The sequence below is a fragment of the Sandaracinobacteroides sayramensis genome, assembly GCF_022014495.1.
In the GTDB taxonomy this organism is placed as follows: domain Bacteria; phylum Pseudomonadota; class Alphaproteobacteria; order Sphingomonadales; family Sphingomonadaceae; genus Sandaracinobacteroides; species Sandaracinobacteroides sayramense.
Genome location: NZ_JAKLSQ010000019.1, coordinates 158,238 through 170,688 on the forward strand (window position 1 = coordinate 158,238; position 12,451 = coordinate 170,688).

Annotated in this window: 13 protein-coding genes and 1 pseudogene; 8 read left to right on the plus strand and 6 right to left on the minus strand. The window is 68.7% G+C overall.

The features are described from left to right. Window positions 1-2: 2 nt before the first annotated feature. Window positions 3-1,268, minus strand: coding sequence for a hypothetical protein (locus L6Q21_RS14215; protein WP_237831433.1), 1,266 nt, complete (start codon window positions 1,266-1,268; stop codon window positions 3-5). A gap of 176 nt (window positions 1,269-1,444) precedes the next feature. Then, window positions 1,445-2,137 (minus strand): CoxG family protein, encoded by a 693-nt coding sequence (locus L6Q21_RS18095; RefSeq protein WP_272492465.1) that lies wholly within the window; start codon window positions 2,135-2,137, stop codon window positions 1,445-1,447. Window positions 2,138-2,287: 150 nt separating this feature from the next. On the opposite strand from L6Q21_RS18095, the gene L6Q21_RS18100 reads away from it, so the two are divergent. The 5 genes and pseudogenes from L6Q21_RS18100 to L6Q21_RS14250 form a co-directional block, all read left to right on the plus strand. Continuing rightward, window positions 2,288-2,875 (plus strand): cold-shock protein, encoded by a 588-nt coding sequence (locus L6Q21_RS18100; protein WP_272492466.1) that lies wholly within the window; start codon window positions 2,288-2,290, stop codon window positions 2,873-2,875. Between the two features lie 148 nt (window positions 2,876-3,023). Beyond that, window positions 3,024-3,329: a DUF192 domain-containing protein gene (locus tag L6Q21_RS14235; protein ID WP_237831434.1), complete on the plus strand. Its 306-nt coding sequence runs from the start codon at window positions 3,024-3,026 to the stop codon at window positions 3,327-3,329. Window positions 3,330-3,502: 173 nt separating this feature from the next. Continuing rightward, window positions 3,503-3,880 carry an NADH:ubiquinone oxidoreductase subunit NDUFA12 gene (locus tag L6Q21_RS14240; RefSeq protein WP_237831435.1) on the plus strand — a complete coding sequence of 126 codons (378 nt, stop codon included), beginning with the start codon at window positions 3,503-3,505 and terminating at the stop codon, window positions 3,878-3,880. A 7-nt stretch (window positions 3,881-3,887) separates the two neighbouring features. Continuing rightward, on the plus strand, window positions 3,888-4,382 hold the full coding sequence (mlaD, locus tag L6Q21_RS14245) for an outer membrane lipid asymmetry maintenance protein MlaD (RefSeq protein ID WP_237831436.1): 495 nt from the start codon (window positions 3,888-3,890) through the stop codon (window positions 4,380-4,382). Further along, window positions 4,379-4,813: pseudogene (locus tag L6Q21_RS14250) on the plus strand (DUF2155 domain-containing protein); the annotation flags it as partial. The gene mlaD and the pseudogene L6Q21_RS14250, both read left to right, overlap by 4 nt. 35 nt (window positions 4,814-4,848) lie before the next feature. Here L6Q21_RS14250 and aat read toward each other — a convergent pair. Beyond that, window positions 4,849-5,697: a leucyl/phenylalanyl-tRNA--protein transferase gene (gene aat, locus L6Q21_RS14255; protein WP_255696922.1), complete on the minus strand. Its 849-nt coding sequence runs from the start codon at window positions 5,695-5,697 to the stop codon at window positions 4,849-4,851. Between the two features lie 212 nt (window positions 5,698-5,909). Between aat and L6Q21_RS14260 the strand changes: the two genes are divergently transcribed. After that, window positions 5,910-7,430, plus strand: a complete 1,521-nt coding sequence (locus L6Q21_RS14260) for a Do family serine endopeptidase (protein WP_237831437.1) — start codon at window positions 5,910-5,912, stop codon at window positions 7,428-7,430. A gap of 20 nt (window positions 7,431-7,450) precedes the next feature. On the opposite strand, the gene L6Q21_RS14265 is transcribed toward L6Q21_RS14260, so the two are convergent. The 3 genes from L6Q21_RS14265 to L6Q21_RS14275 form a co-directional block, all read right to left on the minus strand. Then, window positions 7,451-7,681 (minus strand): hypothetical protein, encoded by a 231-nt coding sequence (locus tag L6Q21_RS14265; protein ID WP_237831438.1) that lies wholly within the window; start codon window positions 7,679-7,681, stop codon window positions 7,451-7,453. Between the two features lie 501 nt (window positions 7,682-8,182). After that, the gene (locus tag L6Q21_RS14270) at window positions 8,183-10,171 is read right to left on the minus strand and encodes an acetyl-CoA carboxylase biotin carboxylase subunit (RefSeq protein WP_237831476.1); all 1,989 of its coding nucleotides are present in this window, start codon (window positions 10,169-10,171) and stop codon (window positions 8,183-8,185) included. A 196-nt stretch (window positions 10,172-10,367) separates the two neighbouring features. Then, complete coding sequence (locus L6Q21_RS14275; protein WP_237831439.1) at window positions 10,368-10,940, minus strand: YqgE/AlgH family protein; 573 nt, start codon at window positions 10,938-10,940, stop codon at window positions 10,368-10,370. A gap of 138 nt (window positions 10,941-11,078) precedes the next feature. Here L6Q21_RS14275 and L6Q21_RS14280 point away from each other — a divergent pair, with 138 nt between their 5' ends. After that, window positions 11,079-11,561: a peroxiredoxin gene (locus L6Q21_RS14280; RefSeq protein WP_237831440.1), complete on the plus strand. Its 483-nt coding sequence runs from the start codon at window positions 11,079-11,081 to the stop codon at window positions 11,559-11,561. A gap of 11 nt (window positions 11,562-11,572) precedes the next feature. Further along, window positions 11,573-12,301 (plus strand): dienelactone hydrolase family protein, encoded by a 729-nt coding sequence (locus L6Q21_RS14285; RefSeq protein WP_237831441.1) that lies wholly within the window; start codon window positions 11,573-11,575, stop codon window positions 12,299-12,301. Window positions 12,302-12,451 lie beyond the last annotated feature (150 nt).

Sequence of the window (12,451 nt, forward strand, 5' to 3'; positions counted from 1 at the left end):
TCTCAACCCTTCGTCAAAAGTTCGCGGAACTTGCCGCGCAGCTCTTCCAGGGTCGAAGCGGTGATCGACTGCTGCTGGCTCGCGCCCGCTCCCACCACCAGCATCTGCTCGCGCAGCACCGGGATGAAGGCGGCGTTGCGGGTCTGCCCGGACTCGGCCGAGGCGGCTTCCAGCCTCACGCTCTGGTTGAGGATGCTCTGCTGGGCGCTCATCTGGTTGCCGCCACTTGCCATCGTCGTGCCGGCGGTCAGGAAGCCCGCAAGTATCATGCGGTTGCTGTTGCTGATGAGCTGGGCAAGATATTCGCGCTCGGACAGCAGCATATCCCGCGTGGCCCGCCCCGCCTCGCCCTCGATCAGATGCGCGGCAAGCGCGTCCGTCTGCTGCGCGATGAACATGGCCTCGGCAGCCCGCATCGACGGGATCAGATGCCGCTGCGATTCGGCGACATCCTCGTTCCGAAGGCCCAATGCCGCAAGGAAGGCGGCATCGGCGGCGGCCGGATCCTGCGCCACGGCTTTCCGCACCACCGTTGCCAGCGCCACCACATGCCGGTCCAGAAGCTTCGTCTGGCGGGCAAACTCCGCCGGCGTGAGCGTCGTGAACTGCGCCCACTCCGCCTTGCTCATCTTGGCCTGCTTCGCCGCGATGGTCGAAGTTGCGGCCAGCGATTTGCGCGGCATTTCGGCGATGTCGACCACCAGCGCGCCGGAACTGACTCCGGGGGATGCAAGGCCGAGCGTTTCCGAAGCGGCCAGGAGCCGGCGCTTCTCTCCGGCCTCGACGCGCTGCACTAGGAACATCGGATAGGCGCGGATGGCGAAAGTGGTCGGCTCATACCACCATCCGCCGCTGGTCATGCCGCGCACGTGGGTGATGAAATCCACCGCGACGGAGCCCGGCGCCCCCGGAAGCCCGGCATAGCCGACCCGCCCGCCCGGCAGCAGGTCGAGATGTCCCGGAACGAGCTCGATGACGATCTCCGGCGCCGCGATCTTCATTTCCTCGACGATGTAGGGCGCCCAATAGGCGCTTTTCACGAAGGTCTGTTCCAATGCGCCTTCCAGCGTCTCGCAGCCCGTGAATGACCCGCAGCCCGGCGCGCGCAGCAGTGTCGCCTCCTCGTAGCGGTCGGCGATATGGGCTCGGGCCCGATCGCTGATGCTGGCCGGGAAAGTCATGGTGATGACGGTCTTGCCCGGCGCCTCCTTCGGCCGGGACGCCGCCTCCGCCCCCGCGGCGCTCGCGAAAAGAGCGGCCAGGGCCATCAGCCTCAGAAACATGCCTCCGGACAGGCACTGACGCATGATTTCACTCCCCGTTCAATCGAATGGACCAGGGCCATGGTCATGAGCGGGCTTGCGAAACCCGTCATCATGCGGATTGATGATGCGGGAAGATAATTGGCGATGCCTGCCTCTGCCGCCGGCATTGGCTGTCGCGGTCAGCCCAGCAGCAACGCCAGGCTGGCGATCACCAGCAGCACCAGCCCGCCGATCCAGACGAGCGGCGGCAGCCCGCGCGCCGGCGAGACCGCCGCTTCCGCCGCCGCCGCCACGACGGCCGCGCGAATATCGGCCGCGTCGGGGGTGTGTGGAACCGGCGGCGCTTCCAGCAGCGCCTCCTTCGGCTCGGCTTCCGGCGGGGGGATCGGCGTTTCCGCCTCCGCGCCCAGCGCAAGGAAGACGCGCTCGGCAAGGCCGCGCGCCAGGCCTTCCACCAGCCCTGCGTCCAGTTGCGCCAGCGCCCCGGACCGCTCCGGCCGCACTCGCCAGGAAAGGGCGGTGCCGCCCGCCGGCCCGTCCGCCAGCGTCACCTCGACGGCCGCCCGGGCAGAGCCCAGAAGCCCGGCGTCTCCCTGCGCCAGAAGCCGGCAGCGGCGCGAAGGCTGCCGCTCCGTCCATTCCACCACCACGTCGAGCGGCGCCTCCACGGGGCCGATGTGCGCGACCAGAGTCCCGGCCAGCCGGTCGCCGGCTTCCGCCTTCAGCCCCGCGCCGGCATCCGCCCCGGCCACTTCTCGAAGGCAGCGCGCCACCACTTCAGGGGCGTTCAGCGCCGCCCAGACCCGTTCGATCGGGGCTGCAACGGCGATTTCACCTTGAAATCCGCCCGGCACGTCGTCGTGGAATCCCATTAGCTTGTCACTTTCATGACATTTTTGTAAAATACTAGTTCTTGCACGCCTATGCATCTGTGTTAGCGTGCGCAGGGTTGCAAAGAAAGCCGGGCGGTCGGATGCCGGGCTTGAGAAGAAGGCACAAGCAGGCCACCAATGGATGGGGGATTGGAGCCGCGAAAGCCGCGCAGTGGTGAGGAGGAAATCACCCAGCCGGAGGTTCGCGACACGGAAGGCGAAACGCTCGCGGGCCGCGTGAAGTGGTTTGACGCGGTGAAGGGCTATGGCTTCATCACGCCGGACGACGGCGGCGGCGATATCCTGGTGCATTACAATCTTCTCGGGCAGATGGGGCGCAAGTCGCTGCCGGAAGGCGCGCGGGTCACGCTCACCGCGCGGGAAGGCGCGCGCGGGCGGCAGGCCGTCTCCATCCTCGAACTGGACCTCAGCTCCGCCATCGGCCCCGACCCCGATCGCTCGGCGGAACGCAGCGCGCATCGCGTCGAGCCGCTGGACTTTCTGGCGGAAGCCGGCGATTTCGAAGCCGTTCAGGTGCGCTGGTTCAACCGCGCCAAGGGCTATGGCTTCCTGCTGAGGAACGACGGTGTCACACAGGCTTTCATCCATATGGAAACGGTCCGCCGCGGCGGTTTCGAAAACCTCCTGCCCGGCCAGTCCGTCGAGGCCCGGATCCACGACGGCCCGCGCGGCGCGCTCGCGGTCGTCGTTCGCGCGGCGGTTCCTCCCTCTCTCTAGCCTGCTGCTGCTGGCAGCCGGGCCACTGGCCCCGGCCCCGCTCGCCGCCCGCCCCAACCTGGAGGCCGGAAAGCCGCAGACCGGCCTCAAGGTCATTCCGCTTTCGATCACCACCGGCAACGGCAGGACGCACCGCTATCGGGTGGAGGTGGCGGCGACGGCGGCGCAGCAGGCGCACGGGATGATGTTCCGGACGAAGATGGCCCCGGAAACGGGCATGCTCTTCCCGATGAGCCCGCCGCGCGAGGCCGGCTTCTGGATGGAGAACACGCTGATCCCGCTGGACCTGGTGTTCATCGGCGCCGACCGCAAGGTGCGCAACATCGCGGCGGAGGCGGTGCCGCACTCCCGCGCGACGCTTTCCTCCATCGGCCCGGTCGCGGCGGTGCTGGAACTGAAGGGCGGCGAAGCCGCCCGCATCGGCCTGAAGCCCGGCGACAAGGTCGACTGGTAGCATCGGCCGCAACCCGCCCGCCCCCGTCACCCCGGGTTCGACCCGGGGTCCAGCTTTCTTACTCCACCGCCGCGCCTTCGGAAAAGCCGCTCCCCGATGCGGCGCGCGGGTCTCGTCCAATATCGAAGCGCCCCCTTTGCAGGCGGCGGCGAGATGCTCTAGGGGCATGGATCATGGCCTTCAATCTCTTCACCTGGTGGACGGGCAGCACTTTCGGCACCTGGCTGAACACGCTGCGCAACGGCACGGAAGTCGGCCGCGACGCCGACGGCAACATCTATTACACGGACGAATCCTCGGGCCGCCGCTGGGTCATCTACGCGACGGACAATGATTCGAGCCGCGTGCCGCCCGAATGGCACCTCTGGCTGCACAAGTCCCGCGCCGACGCGCCGACGCAGGTGCCGCTGCCGGTGAAGGCCTGGGAAAAGCCCTGGCGCCCCAACCCGACCGGCAGCGACCGGGCGGAACTGCCGAGCGGCGCGCTGGCGGCCGGCGGCAGGCGCGCGCCTGCCGCCGCCGATTATCGCCCCTGGACGCCGGGGCAGTAACGCTGAGATGCCGCAGCTTCTGAAGGACCATGTCGCCGAGGCGCTCACCGGGCTTGCCGTGGTGGCGATCGCCATCTGGTTCCTGGTCTTCGCGCTAGGCCGCACCGGCAGCACCGGCACCGACAGCTACAGCCTCACCGCCCGCTTCCCCAACGCCGCCGGGATCGCCGTCGGCTCGGACGTGCGGGTCTCGGGGCTGAAGGTCGGCACCGTCACCCGGCAGAAGCTCGACCCGGCCAGCTTCCAGGCGGTCGTCACGCTGACGGTGGACAAGGCGGTGCAGCTTCCGCTCGACAGTTCGGCGGCGATCACCTCGGAAGGGCTTCTGGGCGGCAGCTTCATCGCGCTGGTCCCCGGCGGCGACAGCGAGCATCTGGCTCCCGGCGACGAAATCACCGACACGCAGGGCGCGACCGACCTGATGGGCCTCATCGGCTCGGTCATCAACCGCAGCGGCGAGAAGGCCTCCGACGGAGACGCCGCCGCCCAGCCCGCCGAATGAAGGCAGCCCCCCGCCTCCTGGCGGCGGCCCTGATCTTCGCCGCCGCGCCGCTCCCGGCGCAAAGTCAAACAGCGCCGGCGCAAAAGCAAGCCGCCCCGAAGGCGGCGGCGAAGGCCGGCGCGCCCGCAAGCCGCACGGTGGTGGAAGGCGGCACCGCCCGCACCGGCGCCGCCGCCGTTCCCCTGAACGAGCGCACCGCCGTCATCGGCGTCCTCGACAAGCGGCTCGGCACCACCGCCGAATTCACGCTGAAGCCCGGCGAGCATTTCCGCTTCGGCCAGCTCTCCGGCCTGCTGCGCAGTTGCGAGCGCACGCAATCCTTCGAGCGCACGCAATCCGCCGCCTTCGTGCAGGTGGCGGAACTGCCCCGGCCAATCGGCAACGCCCCGGCCCCGGCGCCGAAGCTGGTCTTCTCGGGCTGGATCTTCGCCGAATCGCCTTCGCTCAACCCGGTGGTGCACCCGGTCTACGATGTCTGGCTCAAGAGCTGCACGATGCGCTTCCCGGACGGCCCCAAGGCCCCCAGCAGCTCGGGCGGCAAGGCGAAGTCGGGCGCGCGGAATTCGGGCGCGGCGAAATCCGGCGGCGGCAATCCGGAAACGGCGAAGCCGGCCGCCGAAACGCCCGCGGCGCCGCCGGCCACCACCCCGCCCCCCGAGGGCTGAGGCGGAAAGCCCTCCAGCGCGTCCAGCAAGGTCCAGCGCGCCGGCCTCGAGACCGCAGCCGCCAGCCGCTCCACATAATCGCTGCGCCGAACCTCCCGCCCGCCGAAACGCTCCAGGTGCGCGGTCAGGAACTGGGTGTCCAGCAGCGCGAACCCGCCCAGCCGCAGGCGGGCGATCAGATGCGCCAGCGCCGCCTTGGAGGCGTCGGTCGCCCGGCTGAACATGCTTTCGCCGAAAAAGGCCGCCCCCACCCGAACCCCGTAAAGCCCGCCCACCAGCCGCCCGTCCATGTCCCAGGTCTCGATCGAATGCGCATGGCCCTGGGCGTGCAGGCGCAGATAGGCGTCGTGGATGGTGGCGTTGATCCAGCTCTGCTCCCGCCCCGGCGCGGTGCTGGCGCAACTCTGCACCACCGCGTCGAAGGCCAGGTCGCGGCTGTGGAAGAAGCGCTCGCGCTTCAGGGTGCGGGCCAGCGAGCGCGGCAGGTGGAACTCCATCAGCGGCAGGATGCCGCGCCGGCGCGGCTCCACCCAGAACACATCGGCTGAATCGCGGGTGTCGGCCATGGGGAAAAGCCCGGCCGCATAGGCGCGCAGCAGCAGGCCGGTGTCCAGCCGCTGCCGCGCCGCCGTTCCGTCGCGCCCGCTCAGCCGCACCACGCGCGCCCTCCGGGTGCCGCGGATGCGCCTGGCAGAAACGGCCGACCTCCGAACATTTTCCTCCTGCCTTCTTCGGGCTCTTGCCATGCTGCGGCCGGTGCCTGCATTTGTCAAAGGCATCTCCGTTCAGAGTCGCTTCAGACCTTTGGCGGCAGATGCGGGAAGCCCTTGCAAGAGCGGCCGCAAGGCCCGATTCTAAGAGGGTGCGGCGTGACAATGTGCGGGAGGCGATCGGTTCGATGAAGTTCAAGGCAATGGCTCTGTTGGCGGCGGGCGCGGCAGGTGGGATGGCGCTGGCGCTTTCGATCAACAGCTGGTCCGGCAGCGGAACCGCCATTGCCCAGGATGCCTCGCGTCTCGCGCAGCAGGCCGGCGGCGAGGCGCCGCGCACCCTCCCCAGCACGGCGGGGCAGATCAACCTGTCGTTCGCGCCGGTGGCGAAGTCGGTGCAGCCGGCGGTCGTCAACATCTTCACCGCCCGCGTCGTGCGCCAGCGGCAGCAGATGAGCCCCTTCTTCTCGGTGTTCGACAGCCAGCCGCGAGTCGAGAACTCGCTCGGCTCCGGCGTCATCGTCGACGGCAAGGGCCTCGTCGTCACCAACAACCATGTGGTGCAGGGCGCGGACCAGATCCTCGTGGCGCTGGCCGACCGGCGGGAATATCCCGCCAAGCTCATCTTCTCCGAACCCCGCCTGGACCTTGCCCTGCTCGAGATCGACCCGAAGGGCGCGCAACTGCCCGTCGCCCGCCTCGGAGACAGCGACCGTTCGCAGGTCGGCGACCTCGTGCTCGCCATCGGCAACCCCTTCGGCGTGGGGCAGACCGTCACGCAGGGGATCGTCTCGGCGACGGCCCGCACCGGGATCGGGGTGTCCGACGCGCAATTCTTCATCCAGACCGACGCCTCCATCAACCAGGGCAATTCCGGTGGGGCGCTGGCGGCGATGAACGGCGAAGTGATCGGCATCAACTCCGCCATCCTGACGGGCGGACGCGACGGCGGCTCCATCGGCCTCGGCTTCGCCATCCCTTCCAACATGGTGAAGATCTTCCTGCGCGGCGCCAGCACCGGCAAGCTCGTGACCGCCTGGATCGGCGCCGAAGGCGAAGCGCTGACCGGAGACACCGCCGGCCGCGCCGGGCTGGACCGCCCGTCGGGCATGCTCGTCACCGGCGTTTCGCCCGGCTCGCCGGCGGCGCTGGCCGGGCTCCGCCCCGGAGACATCGTCTATGCGATCGACGGCAAGGAAGTGCTGGACCCGTCGTCGCTGCGCTACCAGATCGCCACCCAGCCGGTCGGCGAATCGGTGACGCTGACGGTGGTGCGCGGCGGCTCGGCCACCAATCTGAAGCTGGACCTGGTGGCGCCGCCCGAATCGCCGGCGCGGCAGCTCACGCAGATTCCCAACGGCAACATCCTCGCCGGCGTGTCGATCGCCAATCTCTCGCCGGCGCTGGCGCAGGAACTGGGCGCCGGCCTGCCGGAACGCGGCGTGGTCGTGGTGCGGGTGCCGCAGCAGGCGCCGGCCGCCCGCACCGGCTTCCCGCGCCCGGGGGACATCGTGGAAAGCGTGAACGGCCAGCGGGTGGCCAGCGTCGGCGACGTTTCGCAGGCGCTGAAGGCCTCCGGCAACCAGACGCTGTTCGGAATCAACCGCGGCGGGCAGCGGGTGGAGTGCCTGTTCCAGGCGCCGTCCAGCTTCCGCTGCCGCGCGGCGGCCTGAGGCGCTTCAGGCGAAGGCGGTCAGGCCAGAGAGGCCGCGGAGAAGCGCGTCCGCTCGTCCTCGGCTTCGTCGCGCACGGCGGCGCCCTTGCCGAGGCCGAGGCCGATGAGGCCGGTCAGGGAAATGGCGATCACCCAATATTGCGGCTGCAGCGCGGCCGAGGCCAGCCCGCCCCCATCATAGGCGGCGGCGGGAACGACGGCGGCGAAAGCGGCGAAGAGGGCGACCGAGGTTTTGGCGATCCGGTTCATGCGACGTCTCTTTCTTTTTTCCGGCCTTCTGGCTGGCCGTTGGCTTTATCCCGGCCGGTCCTTGGCGCCGGCCTGTTAACCGAAATTTGCCCTGTCCGGCCGCCGCTTGCAATGCCGCCATTGTCAAGGATTGCAACACAGTTCGCTGCCGCCATCCCCTTGTTTTTTCAGGATTTCAACAATGCAGACGCAAGCGGGGCGGGCGTCCCGTCAACACCCGCCCGCCGGCCCGCAACAGCTCTTATGGCAGGGCGGCGAAAGGCACCGCCCAGGCAAAACCTTAAATCGGCGCCTTTGCGCCTATGAACGCCATATTAATTGGTTAACGGATTCGCCGCAAGGCGCCGGGCGTAACACATTGTAAACCGAGCCGAGCCCCAGATAGGGAAGCTGCACAAGCCCTTGCCCTATTCTCCGTCACCCCGGGCTTGACCCGGGGAGACGATGGCAAGGGGAATATGAGTCCCCAGCCTGGCCCGGCTCGCGGCCGCCGCGAAAGCCTCAGCCTTCGAACTCCAGGATCACCGCGTCCACCGCCAGGCTGTCGCCTGCCCTGGCGTGCAGCCTGGCGACCGTGCCGCTCTTCTCGGCGCGCAGGATATTCTCCATCTTCATCGCCTCGACGACGGCCAGCTGCTGCCCGGCCTCCACCTTGTCGCCCTCGGCGACCGCGATCGAAACCACCAGCCCCGGCATCGGGCACAGCAGATAGCGCGACATGTCCGGCGCGACCTTCGGCAGCATATGCTTCGCCAGTTCCGCCGCGCGCGGGGTCAGCAGCCGCATCGCATGCTGGCGGCCATGGTGCACCAGATGGAAGCCGGACCCCTTGCGGTCCACCTGCACCGCGACCGGCCTGCCCTCCACCTTGGCTTCCACCACGCCGAAGGGCGGGATGCGGCCGCCGGTTTCCACCGCCAGCGCCTTGCCGTCCACCGTCACGCGATAGTCGGCGCCGACCGGCGCCAGCCGAACGGCATGCTGCTCGCCGTCCAGCTCCACCACCCAGTCGGAAGCGGCGTCGCCGCCGTTCAGCCGCCCGTCCACATGCGCCGCGCGGCTGGCGGCGGCATGGCCGATCACCGCGGCCAGCGCCAGCAGCGGCGGCAGGCGGCCGGAATCCGGCTCGGCGCCGGCGAAGCCTTCCGGATATTCCTCGGCGATGAAGGCGGTCGTCACCTTCTCGCCGTCGCGGAAGCGCGGATGCTGCATCAGCGCCGAGAGGAAATCGGAATTGTGGCTGATGCCGCGCACATAATAGCGGTCCAGCGCCTCGATCTGCAGGTCGGTCGCTTCCAGCCGGGTCGGCGCATGGGTGATCAGCTTGGCGATCATCGGATCGTAGAACATCGAGATTTCGCTGCCCTCGACCACGCCGGTATCCACCCGCACGCCGGCGCCCGCCGCCGGCTCGCGATAGGCGGAAAGCCGGCCGATCGACGGCAGGAAGCCGCGATAGGGGTCTTCCGCGTAGAAGCGGGTCTCGATCGCATGCCCCTCCAGCTTCACATCCGCCTGCCCGAAGGCCAGCTTCTCGCCGGCCGCCACGCGGATCATCTGCTCAACGAGGTCGAGGCCGGTGATGCATTCGGTCACCGGATGCTCCACCTGCAGGCGGGTGTTCATTTCCAGGAAGTAGAAGCCCCGGTCGGCGCCGGCGATGAACTCCACCGTGCCGGCGGAATGATAGCCCACCTTGCGCGCCAGCTCGACGGCCTGCTCGCCCATCGCCTTCCGCATTTCAGGGGTGACGAAGGGCGAAGGCGCTTCCTCCACCACCTTCTGGTGGCGGCGCTGGATCGAGCAGTCGCGCTCGTTCAGATAGACGATATTGCCATGCTTGTCGCCCAGCAGCTGGATTTCGATGTGGCGCGGCTCGGTGATGAACTTCTCGATGAACACCCGGTCGTCGCCGAACGAGGAAAGCCCCTCGCGCTTCACAGATTCGAAGCCCTCGCGCACGTCCGCCTCGCTGAAGGCCAGCCGCATGCCCTTGCCGCCGCCGCCGGCCGACGCCTTCATCATCACCGGATAGCCGATGCCGTTGGCGATCTCCACGGCATGTTCCGTGCTTTCGATCTCGCCGACGAAGCCGGGAACGACGTTCACGCCGGCGAGCTTCGCCAGCTTCTTCGATTCGATCTTGTCGCCCATGGCGGCGATGGCGGAAGCCGGCGGGCCGATGAAGGCGATCGACGCCTCGTCCAGCGCCTTCGCGAACCATTCCCGTTCGGAGAGGAAGCCATAGCCCGGATGCACCGCCTGCGCGCCGGTCGCCTTGCAAGCTTCGATGATCTTTTCGCCCAGCAGATAGGATTGGGCGGCGGGCGGCGGGCCAAGGTGCACCGCCTCGTCCGCCAGGCGCACATGCACGGCGTCGGCATCGGCGTCGGAATAGACGGCGACCGTCTGGATCCCCAGCCTGCGCGCCGTGCGGATCACCCGGCAGGCGATCTCCCCGCGGTTGGCAATCAGGATCTTGTCGAACAGCTGGGCCAAATCCAATCCCTCTCTTGACGTCGGCACTTTCTCGCCGCGCGGTCAAAGACCGAGGCGGCCTCTGCGTCAAGAGGAACCTTCGCTCAGGCGGAATGAAAGCGGGAAAAGGAAACCAGGGTGCAGAATCTGAGCGCCCTGCTCAGGCGAGGCCCAACTCAGGCGAGACCCGGCTCAGGCGAGACCCGGCTCAGGCGTGGCCGGCGTCCGCCGCCAGAAGCGCGCTGTTGATTCCCGCGCCGGCGAACGCCTGACTCCAGCGCAGTTCCGGCTCGGTCGTCCACAACAGGCTTTCGCGGCCCGGCGTGTGGAACCAGCCGTGGCGGCGAAGCTCGCGCTCCAGCTGCCCGCCGGACCAGCCGGCGTAGCCAAGCGCCACCGTCCAGAAACGGGGCCCGGCCCCGGCGGCGATCGCCACCAGCACGTCGCGCGTGCCGGTCAGCGCCCAGGCCGCCCCGTCCGCGCCCGCCACATGCCGCGTGTCCTGCCCGGACCAGTCGGGGGAGTGCAGCACCAGCCCGCGCCCCGGCTCCACCGGGCCGCCCGCCAGCACCGGCCGCGCCGGGGTGGAGGCCGGATCGATGTCGAGCTGGCGCATCAGCGCCGGCACATCCAGATCGTCGAGCGGCTCGTGCAGGCAGATCCCCAGCGCACCTTCCTCGTCGTGCGCGCACATGGCGATCACGCTCCGGTCGAAGCGCGCATCCCCGATACCGGGCATCGCCAGCAAGAACTGGCCGGAAAGATATGGCACCTGTTTCATGCAGCCCCTGTCGGTCGCACCTCTACGCCCGGACGCCTGTCATGAACAGGTGCTAGACGTGGTGAACCCCGCGCATTAACGCCGTTTGTGATCGAGGCGGATGCGGTCCAGGCAGAAGCCCAAGAAGGAGGAAGAGCGATGACGATCAAGGTTGGAGACAGCGTTCCTGAAGCCACTCTGATGAAGATGACGGCCGACGGCCCCGCCCCCGTCGACACCGCGGACCTGTTCGCCGGCCGCACCGTCGCCCTCTTCGCCGTGCCCGGCGCCTTCACCCCCACCTGCTCGGCGAAGCATCTGCCGGGCTTCATCGAGAAGGCCGGCGAACTCGCCGCCAGGGGCGTGGACGAGATCGTCTGCCTGTCCGTCAACGACGTGTTCGTGATGGGCGCCTGGGCGAAGCAATCCGGCGCCGAAGGCAAGATCAGCCTGCTGGCCGACGGCAACGGCGATTTCTCGAAGGCGCTCGGCCTGACGATGGACGGCTCGCGCTTCGGCATGGGCACCCGCTCGCAGCGCTTCTCGATGCTGGTGAAGGACGGCAAGGTGGTCGAACTGAACGTCGAGGAGCCGGGCGCCTTCAAGGTCTCTTCCGCCGAGCATCTGCTGGGCCAGCTTTAAGGAGCGCGCGCATGGCTTCCGAACAGAATGACTTCGAATATTTCGACGGCGACCAGCGCTGCCTCGGCGTGCTGGAACGGCCCGATCCGGCGAAATTCCCCGGGCCGCGGCCCGGCGTCGTCGCCGTGCACGAGGCCTGGGGCCTGGGCGCCCAGGTGCGGCGCCGCGCGAAGATGCTGGCCGAGCTCGGCTATGTCGCGCTAGCCGCCGACATCTTCGGCGACCGGCACATCCCCGCCGACCCGCCGGAAGCCTTCAAGATCATCGGCGACCTGGCGGCCGACACGCCGAAGCTCCGCGCCCCGGTGGCGGCGGCCGTGGCGGCGCTGAAGGCGCATGACCTGTGCGACGGGCGGATCGCCGCCATCGGCTATTGCTTCGGCGGCCGCACGGTGCTGGAACTCGCGCGCAGCAACAACCCGGACGTGCTGGGAGTCGTCAGCTTCCACGGCGCGCTCGACACGCCGACTCCGGCGGAAAAGGGCAAGATCTCCGCGAAGATCCTCGCCTGCCACGGCGCGGAGGACGAGCTGGTGCCGCACGCGCACCTGACCGCCTTTCTGGACGAGATGGCGGCGGCCGAAGCCGACTGCCAGACGATCGCCTACACCGGCGCGAAGCACAGCTTCACCAATCCGGAGGCTAACGGCGAACTGATGGCCACCATCATCCACCACGACCGCACCGACAAAAGGTCATGGAAGGCGATGCAGGCGCATTTCGAGGAGGTCTTCGGCTGAGTAGCCGATCAACCGCAGCCAGACACCGATCAGGGCAAGCGCCATTCAGTCCGATCTACTGGGCGAATTGTTCACCATGCCCCGGCGGTTGCTGTCTATAGTCTGCTGCGCTTCCTGATCCACCCGCTCCCATTCGGAGCGGGTGCGGCA

Bases quoted from the DNA above. Each gene is read 5' to 3' on its own strand.
- L6Q21_RS14265 (WP_237831438.1), bottom strand. From the start codon at position 7,681: ATGAACCGGATCGCCAAAACCTCGGTCGCCCTCTTCGCCGCTTTCGCC.
- L6Q21_RS14215 (WP_237831433.1), bottom strand. From the start codon at position 1,268: ATGGCCCTGGCCGCTCTTTTCGCGAGCGCCGCGGGGGCGGAGGCGGCG.
- mlaD (WP_237831436.1), top strand. From the start codon at position 3,888: ATGCCGCAGCTTCTGAAGGACCATGTCGCCGAGGCGCTCACCGGGCTT.
- L6Q21_RS14240 (WP_237831435.1), top strand. From the start codon at position 3,503: ATGGCCTTCAATCTCTTCACCTGGTGGACGGGCAGCACTTTCGGCACC.
- L6Q21_RS14280 (WP_237831440.1), top strand. From the start codon at position 11,079: ATGACGATCAAGGTTGGAGACAGCGTTCCTGAAGCCACTCTGATGAAG.
- L6Q21_RS14275 (WP_237831439.1), bottom strand. From the start codon at position 10,940: ATGAAACAGGTGCCATATCTTTCCGGCCAGTTCTTGCTGGCGATGCCC.
- L6Q21_RS14285 (WP_237831441.1), top strand. From the start codon at position 11,573: ATGGCTTCCGAACAGAATGACTTCGAATATTTCGACGGCGACCAGCGC.
- L6Q21_RS18095 (WP_272492465.1), bottom strand. From the start codon at position 2,137: ATGGGATTCCACGACGACGTGCCGGGCGGATTTCAAGGTGAAATCGCC.